The organism is Streptomyces longisporus (genome assembly GCF_039532765.1).
Lineage (GTDB): Bacteria > Actinomycetota > Actinomycetes > Streptomycetales > Streptomycetaceae > Streptomyces > Streptomyces longisporus.
Window position 1 is genome coordinate 1 of record NZ_BAAASG010000014.1, and the last position, 14,813, is coordinate 14,813.

Below are 14,813 nucleotides of genomic sequence, written 5' to 3' on the forward strand. Positions count from 1 at the left end.
GATCAAACTCTCCGTGAATGTTTACCCGTGATCGGGTGACACATCACGAGAGCGGAACCGCCGAGCGGAATAAGCCCGGCCGTTCACAGCGTCCTCGCTGTGTTTACTTCAAAGGAACCTCGCCCCAGCCATGACGGCCGGAGACGGGGTATCAACATATCTGGCGTTGATTTTTGGCACGCTGTTGAGTTCTCAAGGAACGGACGCTTCCTTTGTACTCACCCTCTCGGGCTTTCCTCCGGGCGCTTCCCTTCGGTCTTGCGTTTCCGACTCTATCAGATCCTTTCGGGCCTGATTCCCTGTCGGCGGGGCCTTTCGACATTCACTACGTTAACCGATTCCCCCGACAAACTCATAATCGAGTTCCGCGAGTCCGAATTCAGGCATGCGGGCACACCGAATTCGACCCCGCCGAGGGGCGATCGTAGGTAGTGGTTTGGCCGCTTCCGGCTGCTGGCGATTGCCGTACCCGGTTCAAGCGGCTCGGGCTACATTACGCACGTTCCAAGGACGCGTCAACTTGAGCGACGCCTCGGGACGTGGGCCCGATAGGGGCTCACCGTCGGGTCGTTGGCGATCCAGAAGCGCCATGGGTGCACGCCCCCGTCACCGGCCACGCCGGTGCGTGGACCGTTGCGTACCTGGTCGGGGGCGACAGCGGCGCCCGTGAGGATCCGCAACGGGGTGTCTCCCGGGGCGCAGGCGTCCGTGCCGTCGAGATCGCGGGCCACGCCCAGGGCTGTGGCCAGGCGGGCGGGCCCTTTGGCCAGTTCCTTGTCGTTTCGGGCCGAGAGTCGACGTTTACGAGCGAGCTCGGCACCCTCGATGACCTCGCCGGCCCGAAGCAGGACCGCGCTCGCCCGCCCTTCGGGGCCGCACACCAGGTTCATGCAGAACCACATGCCGTAGGTGAAGTAGACGTATACATGCCCGGGCGGACCGAACATCACGCCGTTTCGGGCCGTGCGGCCGCGATAGGCGTGGGAGCCGGGGTCGTTCTGGCCGTCGTAGGCCTCGACCTCTGTGAGGCGCAGGGCGATCGGACCGTCCGGTGTCGTACGGACGAGGATGCGGCCCAGGAGGTCGGGGGCGACTTCCAGGACGGGGCGGTCGAAGAACTTCCTGGGCAGTGGCGTACGGTCCGGTGGCACGATCATGGGGCACGAGCCTAGTCCAGACGGGTGGAGACCAAGGGCTGGTCAAGGTTCTCCCTCCTTGCCAGGGTGTGGGGCGGAACCGGCCTTGCCCGGATCGCGTTTGTAGGGATCAAGGGTCCACACGTAGAGGGAGAGACATGGCGTTCAAGAAGCTGCTCGCGAGCCTGGGGGCCGGCGGGGCTTCGGTCGAGACGGTGCTGACCGAGGTCAACGTCGTTCCGGGCGGCGTCGTCCAGGGTGAGGTGCGGATCCAGGGCGGGTCCGTGAACCAGGACATCGAGGGCCTGTCGGTCGGGCTGCAGGCCAGGGTCGAGGTCGAGAGCGGCGACGAGGAGTACAAGCAGAACATCGAGTTCACCAAGGTGCAGCTCGGTGGCGCCTTCGAGCTGCAGGCCGGGGCCGTGCACGCGGTGCCGTTCGGGCTCGAGATCCCGTGGGAGACGCCGGTCACGATGATCGACGGGCAGGCGCTGCGCGGGATGAACATCGGTGTGACCACGGAGCTGGCGATCGCGCGGGCCGTCGACTCCGGTGACCTGGACCCGATCAATGTGCACCCGCTGCCCGCGCAGAAGGCGATCCTGGACGCGTTCATCCAGCTGGGCTTCCGCTTCAAGAACGCGGACATGGAGCGCGGACACATCCGGGGTACTCGGCAGAAGCTGCCGTTCTACCAGGAGATCGAGTTCTTCCCGCCGTCGCAGTACCGCGGTCTGAACCAGGTCGAGTTGAGCTTCGTGGCCGACGAGCACGCCATGGACGTCATCCTGGAGATGGACAAGAAGCCCGGTCTGTTCAGCGAGGGCAGTGACACGTTCCGGTCCTTCCAGGTGGGTCTGCAGGACTTCCATGGGACCGACTGGGCGGCGTACCTCAACCAGTGGCTGTCCGAGGTCGGCAGCAAGCGCAACTGGTTCTAGGCTCGGAACTGCTGATTCCGTCATCGATCAGGAGGTACCGAGGTGACCGAGCTCAAGCGGCGGCCGCTCCCCCATGACTTCCATCCGCCCGTGCCGTCGTTCACGGTCACGAGTGAGGACGTCGAGGAGGGCGCCACGCTCAAGGACGCTCAGGTCTACGCGGGCGGCAACACCTCGCCGCAGCTGCGGTGGGAGGGCTTCCCTGCCGAGACCAAGAGCTTCGCCGTGACGTGCTACGACCCGGACGCCCCTACGGGCAGCGGGTTCTGGCACTGGACCGTGTTCGACATCCCGGCCTCGGTGACCGAGTTGCCGGCCGGTGCGGGCAGCGGCAAGTTCGAGGGACTGCCCGAGGGTGCCGTGCAGGTGCGCAACGACTACGGGAGCAAGGACTTCGGCGGGGCCGCTCCGCCGCCCGGGGACGGTCCGCACCGCTATGTGTTCACGGTGTACGCCGTGGATCAGGAGAAGTTGGGCCCGGACTCCGATGCCTCTCCCGCCGTCATCGGGTTCAATCTGCGGTTCCACGCGATCGCGCGTGCCCAGCTGATCGGTGAGTACGAGGTGCCCGCCGAAGACTGACGTTCATGGAACGTTTGCCCGCCTCTGGTCTTGGAATTGATCAGGGGCGGGCAGTTTTTATTGCGTTGTCCATCTCGGCGTGCCCGGCCAGAGTTGATCCAAGCCCGCCAGGGGGTGGGCCGACTGCACGGGAGGTGGGCTGGGATGCGGGACACGCTGGTACTGAATGCGAGCTTCGAGCCGCTGTCGACGGTGACGTTGAATCGAGCCGTCGTTCTGGTGCTGCAGGACAAGGCCGTTGTCGAGCAGGCCCACCCCGAGCTGCGCATGCGTGGAGCCGCGGTCGACATACCCGTGCCCCGGGTGATCCGGTTGTGCCGGTACGTGAGGGTGCCGTTCCGAAGACAAGCTCCATGGTCGAGGCGGGGTGTACTGGTCAGGGACCGGCACCGGTGCGCGTACTGCGGTCGGAGGGCGACCACGGTGGACCATGTGGTGCCGAGGGCGCAGGGTGGTCAGGACTCGTGGCTGAATACGGTGGCCTCGTGCGCGGAGGACAACCACCGTAAGGCGGACCGGACTCCGGAGCAGGCGGGTATGCCGTTGCTGCGGCAGCCGTTCGAGCCGACGCCGCAGGACGCGATGCTGCTGACGCTGGGCAGCGAGGACTTCGAGGCGCTTCCGGACTGGCTCGCCCAGTCCGCCGCCTAGGCCGTACGCAGAACCCGGGGCTCACCTCTGTCGGAGGTGAGCCCCGGTGTCGTACAGGACACGTCAGTCGATCGACGGCTTCTCTCGGCGTTCCGGGGCCTTCTCCGTGCCTCCGCCGCCCGAGTTGCCGCCGAACGGGCCGAAGTTGCCCATGGCGCCTGAGAGGCCCTTGAGGGCGTCGCCGATTTCGCTGGGGACGATCCAGAGCTTGTTGGCGTCGCCCTCGGCGATCTTCGGGAGCATCTGGAGGTACTGGTAGCTGAGGAGCTTCTGGTCGGGGTCGCCCGCGTGGATGGACTCGAACACTGTGCGGATCGCCTGGGCTTCGCCTTCGGCGCGCAGGGCGGCGGCCTTGGCCTCACCCTCGGCGCGCAGGATCTGGGACTGCTTCTCACCTTCGGCGGTGAGGATGGCGGCCTGGCGCGTACCTTCGGCGGTGAGGATCGCTGCGCGCTTGTCACGGTCGGCGCGCATCTGCTTCTCCATCGAGTCCTGGATGGAGGTGGGCGGCTCGATGGCCTTGAGCTCGACGCGGTTGACGCGGATGCCCCACTTGCCGGTGGCCTCGTCCAGGACGCCTCGCAGGGCCGCGTTGATCTCCTCCCGGGAGGTCAGGGTCCGCTCGAGGTCCATGCCACCGATGATGTTGCGGAGCGTGGTGACGGTGAGCTGCTCGATCGCCTGGATGTAGCTGGCGACTTCGTACGTCGCGGCCCGGGCGTCGGTCACCTGGTAATAGATGACGGTGTCGATGTTGACGACCAGGTTGTCCTGGGTGATCACCGGTTGCGGCGGGAACGGCACGACCTGCTCGCGGAGGTCGATGCGGTTGCGGATCGTGTCGATGAACGGCACCACGATGTTGAGGCCCGCGTTGAGTGTCCGCGTGTAGCGGCCGAAGCGCTCCACGATGGCGGCGCTGGCCTGTGGGATGACTTGGATGGTCCTGATCAGGGCGATGAAGACCAACACCACCAGAATGACCAGGACGATGATGACCGGTTCCATCGTCGTTCCCCGTACCCTTCTCCGCCTCGGCGCTTTCGGAAGATCTTATGGTTGTTGAAGATCTTGCTGGTCGAGTCTGACAGACCGTCGCACAACTCGTGGGCTGTTCGCTTCAGTTGAGTCCTACGAGGTCAGATGACGATCGCGGTCGCTCCTTCGATCTCCACGACGTCCACTTCCTGCCCCACTTCGTAGGCGCTGTCGGCGTCGAGTGAGCGTGCCGACCAGACCTCGCCGGCCAGTTTGATCCGGCCCCCGGAGCCGTCGACGCGCTCGAGCACCACGGCCTGCTTGCCCTTCAACGCCTCGACTCCTGTGGCGAGTTGGGGGCGTTGCGCGCTGTGCCTCACCGCGATGGGTCGTACGACGGCGATGAGGGCGACCGAGACGACGACGAAGGCGAGCACCTGGACCACGGAACCGAAGCCAACTCCGGCCGTGACGGCGGCGGCGACGGCGCCCACCGCGAGCATCCCGAACTCCGGCATCGCGGTCACCACGAGCGGGATTCCGAGCGCAGCCGCGCCGACGAGCCACCACACCCATGCGTCGATGTCGTTCACATGGTCATGGTAGGACCGCGGGTCCTGCCTCCGACAGGGCGCGATGTGGCGGGGTGGGCTTCTTGCCCGTGTTTTCGCGCGGGCTTCACACGGTCAGGACAGCGGCAGGCCCTGAGCGGTCCAGCGGTCGCCGACCTGTTCGACGACGAGCGGGAGGCCGAAGCAGAGGGAGAGGTTGCGGGAGGTGAGCTCGAGTTCCAGCGGGCCGGCGGCGAGGACCTTGCCCTGGCGGATCATCAGGACGTGGGTGAAACCGGGGGCGATCTCCTCGACATGGTGGGTGACCATGATCATCGAGGGGGCGATCGGGTCGCGGGCGAGGCGGCCGAGGCGGCGGACCAGGTCCTCGCGGCCACCGAGGTCGAGGCCTGCGGCGGGCTCGTCGAGGAGGAGGAGCTCGGGGTCGGTCATCAGGGCGCGGGCGATGAGGGTGCGCTTGCGCTCGCCCTCGGAGAGGGTGCCGAACCTGCGGTCCACGTACTCGGTCATGCCGAGCCGGTCGAGGAAGGCGCGGGCGCGCTGCTCGTCGATGTCCTCGTAGTCCTCGTGCCAGCCGGCGGTCATGCCGTAGGCGGCGGTGAGGACGGTCTGCAGGACGGTCTGGCGCTTGGGGAGCTTGTCGGCCATGGCGATGCCGGCCATGCCGATGCGGGGGCGCAGCTCGAAGACGTCGACCTTGCCGAGGGTCTCGCCGAGGATCGTGGCGCTGCCGTTGCTGGGGAAGAGGTAGCTGGAGGCGACGTTCAGGAGGGTCGTCTTGCCGGCGCCGTTGGGGCCGAGGATGACCCAGCGCTCGCCTTCCTTGACCGACCAGGAGACCTGGTCCACCAGAGCCCGGCCCTCCCGGACCACGGATACGTCCTGAAGCTCCAGAACATCGCTCATGAGCGCGTTGTCTCCCCTTGCAGTGTGACCGGTCTCGGCGTCTCGGCTGTCGCGTGCGCGCTTTCGGGCGCAGCCCTCGATGAAATCTACGCCACCAGCCGCCCGGCCCATTCCATCGGTCCGGTCCTTAGGGTGGGGGCATGCTCTCGGAACCGCGTTCAGGACGCTTTGCCGCTTGGGGAAACGCCCTTTTGGCCGGACTTGTCTCACCGGACGACGCCGTGCTGGCGATCGTCGGGGACGATGCCGTGCACCGCATGGAGGGGCTGCCCGGTGAGTCGGCGCCCGTCGGGCTCACGCTGGCGCTGGGCAGGCTGAGGGCGCTCGGCGTCACGGGACTGCGGGTCGCGCTGCCCGCGCCGGGGCATCCGCTGGGGCTGAGCGGCCCACCGGAGTTCAATGCGCGGGCGATCGACGCCGAGGAGGCGGTGGTCTGTCATGGCGCCGCGTTCGGGTTGGTGCCCGAGGTGTACGAGGCCGGGCCCGACGGCGATGTGCATGTGGAGGTCGTGTGGCACTGCCTGCCCGTGCGGGAGGCTCCGCCGGCCGATGTGCCCTCGCTGGGTGAGGCCGAGCGGGAGCTGGCGGAGGCGTTGCGGGAGGCGACGGAGGTGCTGGCACGGCTGGACGTGGCCGGGTCGGGGCCGGTGGCGGAGGCGGCGATCGATGCGTACCGGGCGCGGGCCGAGCGGGGGCGTGAGGTGCTGGCGCCGGGTTATCCGCCGCGGGCGGTGCGGGTGCTGGAGCTGGCGCAGCGGGTGGGGCTGCTGATTTCCCTTGCTCGCGGCAACGGGCACGGGGGTGCCGTGAGCGCCGGTGAGATGGGGGCGCGGGCCGAGGCGCTGCGGCCGGTGGAGCGGACGGCTCGGCGGGCGCAGGTCGCCGCGTACAACTCCGTTGTGGAGGAGCGGGAGCGGGGGGTGCGGTGAGCGGCGGCACTTTGTGACCGGCGGTTGTCGTCGCGTCCGGGGGCTCTGCCCCCAGGCCCCCGTGTCGGCCTGAACGGCCTCGTCCTCAAACGCCGGACGGGCTGAAAGACAAACCCCGACCGGCGCCGTGAATAACTGACCGGCCTCCCGGGTGCCCGGGAGGCCGGAGTCAGTGCATGCGGTGTGGCCTGCGTCAGTGATTGACGGCCAGGTTGCCGAAGGCGGGGTTCAGCACGCCGACGACGTTCACGCTGTTGCCCGAGACGTTCACCGGGATGTGCACCGGGGCCTGGACCACGTTGCCCGAGACGATGCCCGGCGAGCCCACAGCCGTCCCGTCGGCGTGCGCACCTTCGGTGGCGGAGGCCATTCCGGCTCCAGCGGCGAGCAGACCGCCGGCCACCATCGTCACAGCCGCTGCCTTCTTCAGGTTCTTCACTTTCCAAGCCCTCCCTAGCGGTTGCTGCGGCAATCGCCGCAGCACGCACTGAAGAACGGCGGAGATCCCAGGAGGATGCGCCATCCGGGGGACATTCCCACGACGGTATGAATCTCAGTCCGGAGCGGAACCCTCCGTATTGCCGTGGCCGTCCCGGCGCGAGGCGTGTTTCAGCCGGTCACGCCGTGTCGGACGGCCCACAGCGCCGCCTGGGTGCGGTCCGCCAGGTCGAGCTTCATCAGGATGTTCGAGACATGGGTCTTCACGGTCTTCTCGGACAGGACGAGGGCGCGCGCGATCTCGCGGTTCGAGCGGCCGTCCGCTATCAGACCGAGCACCTCGCGCTCCCGTTCCGTGAGTGAACCGCCCCGTCCCTGGCCGGAGTTGGCCTCCTCCTGGGACAGCAGGGCACCCGCGACCTCGGGCTGGAGCAGGATGTGCCCGGCGTGGACGGAGCGGATGGCGCCGGCCAGGGCGTCCGGGTCCACGTCCTTGTAGACGTATCCGGCGGCGCCCGCGCGCAGGGCGGGGACCACCGTGCGCTGTTCGGTGAAGCTGGTGACGATCAGCACGCGCGCGGGGTTGTTCAGCTCGCGCAGCTTGCGCAGGGCGTCCACGCCGTCCATGCCGGGCATCTTGACGTCCATCAGGACGACGTCGGGCTGCAGTTCCTCGGCGCGGGCGACTCCTTCGGCGCCGTCGGCCGCCTCGCCCACGACCTCGATGTCGTCCTGCACTTCGAGGAAGGTGCGCAGACCACGGCGGACCACCTGGTGGTCGTCGACGAGCAGCACCTTGATTGCGTCAGCCACCGGGGACCTCCATCTCGATCGTGGTGCCCTTTCCGGGCGCCGACTCCACGGTCAGCACACCGCCGACCCCGCTTGCGCGGTCCCGCATGGACACCAGGCCCAGGTGGCGTCCCGCGCGGCGTATCGACTTCGGGTCGAACCCACTGCCGTCGTCCGTGACGCGCAGGACCGCTCCGCCCGCGCGTCGGGACAGGGTCACGTCCACGTGCTGCGCCCCGGAGTGCCGCAGGGCGTTGTGCAGGGCCTCCTGGGCGACGCGCAGGACGGCCTCCTCCTGGGCGGCGGGCAGGGCGCGCACTCCACAGCTGTCGAAGGTCACCCGCGCGGTGTGGGCGCGGTCGAGGACCTGGATCTGGGTGCGCAGGGTGGCGACCAGGCCGTCCTCGTCGAGGGCGGCGGGGCGCAGCTCCACGACGGCGGCGCGCAGCTCGTCGGCGGCCTCGGCGGCGAGCGCGGCCACCTGTTGCAGCTCGCCCTTGGCGCGGGAGGGGTCGCGGTCGACGAGGGCGGCGGCGGCCTGTGCGGTCAGGCGCAGGGAGAAGAGCTTCTGGCTGACCGCGTCGTGCAGCTCGTGGGCAAGGCGGGAGCGCTCCTCGGCGATGGTCAGCTCGCGGCTGCGCTCGTACAGGCGGGCGTTGGTGAGGGCGATCGCTGCGTGCTGGGCGAGGATGGCGAGCAGTTCCTCGTCCTCCTCGGTGAAGCCACAGCTTCCGTCCGGCTCGGGGCATGGGAGGTTTCCCCCCACGGGGCGCAGCTTGTTGGCCAGGAACAGGGCGCCGATGACCTCGTCGCCGTCCCTGATGGGCAGGCCGAGGAAGTCGGACATGTCGGGGTGGGCGGAGGGCCAGCCCTCGAAGCGGGGGTCCTTGCGGACGTCGGCGAGGCGCTCGATCTTCGCTTCCTGCAGCATCGCGGCGAGGATGCCGTGCTGGCGCGGGAGCGGGCCGATGGCCTTCCACTGCGCGTCGCTCACGCCGTCGACCACGAACTGGGCGAAGCCGCCGTGGTCGTCGGGGACGCCGAGGGCGGCGTACTGCGCGTCGAGCAGCTCGCGGGCCGAGGCGACGATCGTCTTGAGGACGTCGCGCACCTCGAGGTGCCTGCTCATGGCCAGCAGCGCGGAACTCACCGCGGTGAGGCCGGACCGTGGGCCGTGACTCATGTCCTCAAGGTACCGGCGGGGTGTGACAACGGGGATCGGACCTGTGACGGCGGAGCCTGCGCCGGTGGACCTAGGGCGGGCGGACTAGGTCCGGGGCCCCGGACGGGCGGCTTAGTCCGAAGGGCCCCGCCTGGTTGGGGCCCGCGTCCGAGGCGGGGCGGGCGGCGCGGTTCCTAGGTTGAGGTCACCGCCGATCGACGGGCGGCCGAGACGAGGGGACGTGTCATGCCGGTAGCGATCATCACGGGGGCTTCGAAGGGGCTGGGGAGGGCGCTGGCCGAGGCACTGGCCGCGCGCGGCTGGGACCTGGTGCTCGACGCAAGGACGCGGGGGCCTCTCGATGAGGCGGCGGGGGCCGTGTCCGCGTACGGGACGCGGGTGAGCGCCGTACCCGGGGACGTCACGGACGCCGGTCACCGGGCGGAGCTGGTGGCGGCTGCGGAGAAGCTGGGCGGCATCGATCTGCTGGTGAACAACGCCAGCGCGCTGGGCGCCGAGCCGCTCGTACGGCTGGAGCGGCTGCCCCTGGAGGGGTTCAGGCGGGCGCTGGAGGTGAACGTGGTGGCCGCGCTGGGCCTGGTCCAGGAGGCGCTGCCGCTGCTGCGGACGTCCGAGGCGGGCACGGTGATCGCGGTCAGCTCGGACGCGGCCGCCGAGGCCTATGAGACATGGGGCGGGTACGGCGCCTCGAAGGCGGCCCTCGACCATCTTGCGGCGGTGCTCGGCGAGGAGGAGCCCGGGCTGCGGGTCTGGGCGGTCGACCCCGGGGACATGGCCACGGACCTGTATGCGGCGGCCGTACCGGACGACGGTGATCCGCGGCCGGCACCGGCGAGTGTGGTGCCGGCGTTCCTGCGGCTGCTGGACGAGCGTCCGGCGAGCGGCCGGTATGCGGCTCCGGCGCTGCTGGAGGGGCAGCGATGACGGTGGCGGTGCACGTACCGGAGGAATTGTCGGCCCGGATCCCGGTCGAGCAGCGCGGGGCGGGGCTCGACCGGGATGCCGTACGGCTGCTCGTGTCGCGCGGCTGCGAGGTGTCGCACCATGCGTTCGTGGAGCTGCCGCGGCTGCTGCGGGCCGGGGATCTGCTCGTGGTGAACACCTCGCCCACGCTGGCCGCCGCCGTGGACGGGCGGGCCGGGCACGCGCGCGTGGTGGTGCACTTCTCCACGCGCGGGGACGACGGGCGGTGGGCGGTCGAGCTGCGGGATCCGGACGGGAAGGGCACCACGCGCGCGCGTGCGGGCGGACCCGCGGGCCTGGAGGTGCGGCTGCCCGGGGGCGTACGGCTGGTCCTGGAGGAGCCGCTGAGCTCGCGCGGCGACCGCATGTGGTGGGCGCGGGTGTCGGGGGCCGGGGTTCTCGGGCTGCTGCGGGAGCACGGGCGGCCGATTCGCTACTCCTATACGGAGCGGGACCAGCCGCTGTCCGTGTACCAGACGGTGTTCGCGCTACCGCCCGCCGACGGGTCGGGCAGTGCGGAGATGCCGAGTGCGGCGCGGCCCTTCACGGCGCGGCTGGTGGCGGAGCTGGTGAGCCGGGGTGTGCAGTTCGCACCGATCACCCTGCACACCGGGGTGGCCTCGGCGGAGGCGCACGAGCCGCCGTATCCGGAGCGGTTCTCGGTGCCGGAGGCGTCGGCCCGGCTGATCAATGCCGCCCGGGCGGGCGACGGGCGGGTGGTCGCGGTCGGGACGACGGCCGTGCGGGCCGTGGAGTCGGCGGCGGGGCCGGACGGCGTCGTACGCGCGCGAGAAGGGTGGACGGATCTGGTTGTCACCCCGGAGCGCGGGGTACGGGTGGTGGACGGGCTGCTGACCGGGCTGCACGAGCCGGAGGCCTCGCATCTGCTGATGCTGGAGGCGATCGCCGGGCGGGCCGCGATCGACCGCAGCTACGAGGAGGCGCTGCGCGGGCTCTACCTGTGGCACGAGTTCGGGGACGTGCACCTCATCCTCCCGTAGGAGACCCCTTACGCAGTGCATTGCTCAAGCAACTCATGGTGAGACTGTCGCGGCGGCGATGTGAGCCCGCGCATAGGGCGCAGATCACGTACGAAGGGCGATAGGAGACAGACCCTCCCCTCATGAGCGGGGCGAACGGTCCAGTCTGTCCGTTTTTGCCCTCACCCGATCCACTACCGGGGATCGTACGTCACACCTTTGCCACGACTTTTTGCGGCCGCTAAGAATGGCTGCCGTCGCTCAGCGCCGCGGGTTCCCCCCGCGGCGTTTGTGCGGGAAGGACCCGTGTCCCCCGCCGGACGTAGAGCGACCTCCGCGCTATTCGAAGAGGTCCGTCTGCCATGCTCAAGAACACCAACATTCGCCGTCTCAGTCGCTCGCTGACCCGTCACCAGAAGGTCGCGATGGCCGGTGTCGCCACCCTCGGGGCCGCCGCTCTCGCGTTCTCCGCGGTGCCCAGCAACGCCGAGACGACCACGAACGAGGCCACCGTCTCGACGGCCAAGGTGGAGTACGGCTCCAACCAGATCAAGGACGTCAAGGCCAGCGTCACCGACCAGCTCGCCGGTGCCAGCCTGAAGGCCGAGGCCATCAAGGCGAAGGCCGAGGCCAAGGCCAAGCAGCAAGCCGCCGCCGCGGCCGCCGCGAAGAAGGCGGCAGCCGAAGCCGCGGCGAAGAAGCAGGCCGAGGCCGCGCGCCAGGCGAAGGAGGCCGCGAGCCGGGCCGCCCAGCGTGCCGCGATCAAGCCGGTCGCCAAGACCTACGCGAACAACCTGGACGGCTGGATCAGGAACGCGCTGGACATCATGCAGTCCAAGGGCATACCGGGCAGCTACAACGGCCTGTACCGCAACATCATGCGGGAGTCCTCGGGCAACCCGAACGCCATCAACGACTGGGACATCAACGCCATCAACGGCATCCCGTCGAAGGGCCTGCTGCAGGTCATCCCGCCGACCTTCAGCGCCTACCACGTGGCCGGCACGTCCTGGAACATCTACGACCCGGTCGCCAACATCACCGCCGCCGCCAACTACGCGGCCGACAAGTACGGCTCGATCGACAACGTCAACAGCGCGTACTGAGGTCGGCGCGGACCTCTTCACGCAAAGCGCCGAAGGGCGGCACCCACTGGGGTGCCGCCCTTCGGCGTCGTACGAGAGTGTTGTAGCGGGCCGACTACTTGCGCATGACCTCCGGCTCGTGGCGGCGCAGGAAGCGGGCCACGAAGAAGGCGCAGATCACACCGAGCGCGATCAGGGCGATCATGTCCATGCTCCAGGCGCCCACGGTGTGCTCCCAGAGCGGGTCGTTGGGCTTGCCCTTGCCGGGCGGGCTGATCCGGTTGAAGTCGAGCGTGGTGCCGGCGGCGGCGACGGCCCAGCGGGAGGGCATCAGATACGAGAACTGGTTGACGCCGATCGCGCCGTTCAGGGCGAAGAGGCAGCCGGTGAAGACGACCTGGACGATCGCGAACATGACCAGCAGCGGCATGGTCTTCTCGGAGGTCTTCACCAGGGCGGAGATGATCAGGCCGAACATCATCGAGGTGAAGCCCAGGGCCATGACCGGGATGGTGAGCTCGAGCAGCGGGAGACTCTTGAGGACCAGGCCCTCCGTCGGGATCTTCCGGCTGGCGAAGCCGATCATGCCGACCATCAGGCCCTGCAGCACCGTGATGACGCCGAGCACGAAGACCTTCGACATCAGGTACGCGGAGCGGGACAGGCCGGTGGCGCGCTCCCGCTCGTAGATGACCCGTTCCTTGATCAGCTCACGGACGGAGTTGGCGGCACCGGCGAAGCAGGCGCCGACCGCGAGGATCAGCAGGACGGTGGTGGCCGTGCCGTTGGGGACGGGCTGCTGGGTCGTCGGGTTGATCTCCGTGTTGACCAGCAGGTCCTTGCCCGAGTCGATGAGCAGGCTCACCGAGCCGAGGACGAGCGGCAGGATCACCGTCAGGGCGAGGAAGCCCTTGTCGGAGGCGATGACCGAGACATAGCGGCGCACCAGGGTGACGAACTGACTCATCCAGCCCTGTGGCTTCGGCGGCTTCATCGCCTGCATCGGAGGCATCTGTACGGACTGTGGTGCAACGGCGTCGATGTCCGCGGCGTACATCTGGTAGTGCTGCGAGCCCTTCCAGCGTCCGGCCCAGTCGTAGTCGCGGTAGTTCTCGAAGGCGGAGAAGACGTCGGCCCAACTGTCGTAGCCGAAGAAGTTCAGCGCCTCCTCGGGAGGGCCGAAGTAGGCGACCGCGCCGCCCGGGGCCATCACCAGGAGCTTGTCGCACAGCGCCAGCTCGGCCACGGAGTGGGTGACGACGAGGACCGTACGGCCGTCGTCGGCGAGGCCGCGCAGCAGCTGCATGACGTCGCGGTCCATGCCGGGGTCGAGGCCGGAGGTCGGCTCGTCCAGGAAGATCAGCGACGGCTTGGTGAGGAGCTCCAGCGCCACCGAGACGCGCTTGCGCTGGCCGCCGGAGAGGGAGGTGACCTTCTTCTCCTTGTGGATGTCGAGCTTCAGCTCGCGCAGCACCTCGTCTATGCGGGCCTCGCGCTCGGCGCCGGTGGTGTCGGCGGGGAAGCGCAGCTTGGCCGCGTACTTGAGGGCCTTCTTGACGGTCAGTTCCTTGTGCAGGATGTCGTCCTGCGGGACCAGACCGATGCGCTGGCGCAGCTCGGCGAACTGCTTGTACAGGTTCCGGTTGTCGTAGAGGACGTCGCCCTGGTTGGCGGGCCGGTAGCCGGTGAGCGCCTTGAGCAGGGTCGACTTGCCGGAGCCGGACGGGCCGATGACCGCGATCAGCGACTTCTCCGGGACGCCGAAGGAGACGTCCTTGAGGATCTGCTTGCCGCCGTCGACCGTGACGGTCAGATGGCGGGCTGAGAAGGACACCTCACCGGTGTCGACGAACTCCTCGAGGTGGTCGCCGACGATCCGGAACGTGGAGTGGCCGACGCCGACGATGTCGGTCGGGCCGAGCAGCGCCGAGCCGCCCTTGGGGATCGGCTGGCCGTTGACGTAGGTGCCGTTGTGCGAGCCGAGGTCGCGGATCTCCATACGGCCGTCGGGCGTCGAGTGGAACTCGGCGTGGTGCCGGGAGACCTGCAGGTCGGAGACGACCAGCTCGTTCTCCAGGGCACGGCCGATGCGCATCACGCGGCCGATGGAGAACTGGTGGAACGTGGTGGGGCTGCGGTCGCCGTAGACCGGCGGCGCCCCCGCGCCACCACCGGGGCCCTGCTGCTGCGGGATCGCCGCGGCGGCCTGCTGCGGCTGCTGCCAGCCGGGGTGCGGGGCCTGCTGCTGGGGCGGTGCCTGCTGCTGCGGTGTCTGCTGGGCCCAGCCGGGGCCCGCGCCCTGGGCCGCGTACGGCTGCTGCTGGGGCTGGGCGACCGCGGCCGCCGCGCCGGTGACGTGGACCAGCGGGCCGTCGGTCGCGTTGCCGAGGTGCAGCGCGGAGCCGGGTCCGATCTCCATGCGATGGATCCGCTGCCCCTGCACGAACGTGCCGTTGGTGGAGCCCTGGTCCTCGATGACCCAACTGCGGCCGCTCCAGCTGATCGTGGCGTGACGCCAGGACACTCTGGCGTCGTCGAGCACGATGTCCCCCTGCGGATCACGTCCGAGGGTGTACGGCCTGGACGGGTCGAGCGTCCAGGTACGTCCATTCAATTCCAGTACGAGTTCCGGCACTCCATGCCCCACTGAGTAGTCCCCCGAGTTACCCCCAACACA

The 14,813-nt window shown here is 69.2% G+C and carries 15 protein-coding genes; 7 read left to right on the forward strand and 8 right to left on the reverse strand.

Annotated elements, in window-relative coordinates:
- Nucleotides 1-515 precede the first annotated feature (515 nt).
- Nucleotides 516-1,157: a DNA-3-methyladenine glycosylase gene (locus ABD355_RS28900; RefSeq protein ID WP_344403674.1), complete on the reverse strand. Its 642-nt coding sequence runs from the start codon at nt 1,155-1,157 to the stop codon at nt 516-518.
- Between the two features lie 137 nt (nt 1,158-1,294).
- Here ABD355_RS28900 and ABD355_RS28905 point away from each other — a divergent pair, with 137 nt between their 5' ends.
- From ABD355_RS28905 to ABD355_RS28915, 3 genes are all read left to right on the forward strand, one after another.
- The gene (locus ABD355_RS28905; protein WP_344403675.1) at nt 1,295-2,077 is read left to right on the forward strand and encodes a sporulation protein; all 783 of its coding nucleotides are present in this window, start codon (nt 1,295-1,297) and stop codon (nt 2,075-2,077) included.
- 42 nt (nt 2,078-2,119) lie between these two features.
- Nucleotides 2,120-2,659 carry a YbhB/YbcL family Raf kinase inhibitor-like protein gene (locus ABD355_RS28910; protein WP_115908979.1) on the forward strand — a complete coding sequence of 180 codons (540 nt, stop codon included), beginning with the start codon at nt 2,120-2,122 and terminating at the stop codon, nt 2,657-2,659.
- A gap of 144 nt (nt 2,660-2,803) precedes the next feature.
- Entirely contained in the window at nt 2,804-3,310 is a 507-nt protein-coding gene (locus tag ABD355_RS28915) for an HNH endonuclease (protein ID WP_115908978.1), read from the forward strand.
- A 63-nt stretch (nt 3,311-3,373) separates the two neighbouring features.
- Here the strand turns inward: ABD355_RS28915 and ABD355_RS28920 are convergent, their stop codons facing one another.
- The 3 genes from ABD355_RS28920 to ABD355_RS28930 all read right to left on the reverse strand — a co-directional run bounded on the left by ABD355_RS28920 (nt 3,374) and on the right by ABD355_RS28930 (nt 5,766).
- Entirely contained in the window at nt 3,374-4,318 is a 945-nt protein-coding gene (locus ABD355_RS28920) for an SPFH domain-containing protein (RefSeq protein ID WP_344403676.1), read from the reverse strand.
- Nucleotides 4,319-4,449: 131 nt separating this feature from the next.
- Nucleotides 4,450-4,881, reverse strand: a complete 432-nt coding sequence (locus ABD355_RS28925) for an NfeD family protein (protein WP_344403677.1) — start codon at nt 4,879-4,881, stop codon at nt 4,450-4,452.
- 93 nt (nt 4,882-4,974) lie between these two features.
- On the reverse strand, nt 4,975-5,766 hold the full coding sequence (locus ABD355_RS28930; RefSeq protein ID WP_115908975.1) for an ATP-binding cassette domain-containing protein: 792 nt from the start codon (nt 5,764-5,766) through the stop codon (nt 4,975-4,977).
- A 140-nt stretch (nt 5,767-5,906) separates the two neighbouring features.
- Here ABD355_RS28930 and ABD355_RS28935 point away from each other — a divergent pair, with 140 nt between their 5' ends.
- Nucleotides 5,907-6,695, forward strand: a complete 789-nt coding sequence (locus ABD355_RS28935; protein ID WP_344403678.1) for a hypothetical protein — start codon at nt 5,907-5,909, stop codon at nt 6,693-6,695.
- 193 nt (nt 6,696-6,888) lie between these two features.
- Here ABD355_RS28935 and ABD355_RS28940 read toward each other — a convergent pair whose 3' ends face one another.
- The 3 genes from ABD355_RS28940 to ABD355_RS28950 all read right to left on the reverse strand — a co-directional run bounded on the left by ABD355_RS28940 (nt 6,889) and on the right by ABD355_RS28950 (nt 9,108).
- Entirely contained in the window at nt 6,889-7,134 is a 246-nt protein-coding gene (locus ABD355_RS28940; RefSeq protein ID WP_344403679.1) for a chaplin, read from the reverse strand.
- Nucleotides 7,135-7,304: 170 nt separating this feature from the next.
- Nucleotides 7,305-7,946 carry a response regulator gene (locus tag ABD355_RS28945; RefSeq protein WP_344403680.1) on the reverse strand — a complete coding sequence of 214 codons (642 nt, stop codon included), beginning with the start codon at nt 7,944-7,946 and terminating at the stop codon, nt 7,305-7,307.
- Nucleotides 7,939-9,108, reverse strand: a complete 1,170-nt coding sequence (locus ABD355_RS28950) for a GAF domain-containing sensor histidine kinase (protein ID WP_344403681.1) — start codon at nt 9,106-9,108, stop codon at nt 7,939-7,941. The genes ABD355_RS28945 and ABD355_RS28950 overlap by 8 nt, the downstream gene beginning before the upstream one ends.
- Nucleotides 9,109-9,333: 225 nt before the next feature.
- On the opposite strand from ABD355_RS28950, the gene ABD355_RS28955 reads away from it, so the two are divergent.
- The 3 genes from ABD355_RS28955 to ABD355_RS28965 all read left to right on the forward strand — a co-directional run bounded on the left by ABD355_RS28955 (nt 9,334) and on the right by ABD355_RS28965 (nt 12,157).
- Complete coding sequence (locus tag ABD355_RS28955) at nt 9,334-10,032, forward strand: SDR family NAD(P)-dependent oxidoreductase (RefSeq protein ID WP_344403682.1); 699 nt, start codon at nt 9,334-9,336, stop codon at nt 10,030-10,032.
- Nucleotides 10,029-11,072 (forward strand): S-adenosylmethionine:tRNA ribosyltransferase-isomerase, encoded by a 1,044-nt coding sequence (locus tag ABD355_RS28960; RefSeq protein ID WP_344403683.1) that lies wholly within the window; start codon nt 10,029-10,031, stop codon nt 11,070-11,072. The genes ABD355_RS28955 and ABD355_RS28960 overlap by 4 nt, the downstream gene beginning before the upstream one ends.
- Nucleotides 11,073-11,413: 341 nt before the next feature.
- Nucleotides 11,414-12,157, forward strand: coding sequence for a transglycosylase SLT domain-containing protein (locus ABD355_RS28965; RefSeq protein WP_344403684.1), 744 nt, complete (start codon nt 11,414-11,416; stop codon nt 12,155-12,157).
- Between the two features lie 94 nt (nt 12,158-12,251).
- Here the strand turns inward: ABD355_RS28965 and ABD355_RS28970 are convergent, their stop codons facing one another.
- Nucleotides 12,252-14,771 carry an ABC transporter ATP-binding protein/permease gene (locus ABD355_RS28970; RefSeq protein ID WP_344403685.1) on the reverse strand — a complete coding sequence of 840 codons (2,520 nt, stop codon included), beginning with the start codon at nt 14,769-14,771 and terminating at the stop codon, nt 12,252-12,254.
- Nucleotides 14,772-14,813 lie beyond the last annotated feature (42 nt).

Bases quoted from the DNA above. Each gene is read 5' to 3' on its own strand.
- ABD355_RS28900 (WP_344403674.1), bottom strand. From the start codon at position 1,157: ATGATCGTGCCACCGGACCGTACGCCACTGCCCAGGAAGTTCTTCGAC.
- ABD355_RS28905 (WP_344403675.1), top strand. From the start codon at position 1,295: ATGGCGTTCAAGAAGCTGCTCGCGAGCCTGGGGGCCGGCGGGGCTTCG.
- ABD355_RS28915 (WP_115908978.1), top strand. From the start codon at position 2,804: ATGCGGGACACGCTGGTACTGAATGCGAGCTTCGAGCCGCTGTCGACG.
- ABD355_RS28920 (WP_344403676.1), bottom strand. From the start codon at position 4,318: ATGGAACCGGTCATCATCGTCCTGGTCATTCTGGTGGTGTTGGTCTTC.
- ABD355_RS28930 (WP_115908975.1), bottom strand. From the start codon at position 5,766: ATGAGCGATGTTCTGGAGCTTCAGGACGTATCCGTGGTCCGGGAGGGC.
- ABD355_RS28935 (WP_344403678.1), top strand. From the start codon at position 5,907: ATGCTCTCGGAACCGCGTTCAGGACGCTTTGCCGCTTGGGGAAACGCC.
- ABD355_RS28950 (WP_344403681.1), bottom strand. From the start codon at position 9,108: ATGAGTCACGGCCCACGGTCCGGCCTCACCGCGGTGAGTTCCGCGCTG.
- ABD355_RS28955 (WP_344403682.1), top strand. From the start codon at position 9,334: ATGCCGGTAGCGATCATCACGGGGGCTTCGAAGGGGCTGGGGAGGGCG.
- ABD355_RS28960 (WP_344403683.1), top strand. From the start codon at position 10,029: ATGACGGTGGCGGTGCACGTACCGGAGGAATTGTCGGCCCGGATCCCG.
- ABD355_RS28965 (WP_344403684.1), top strand. From the start codon at position 11,414: ATGCTCAAGAACACCAACATTCGCCGTCTCAGTCGCTCGCTGACCCGT.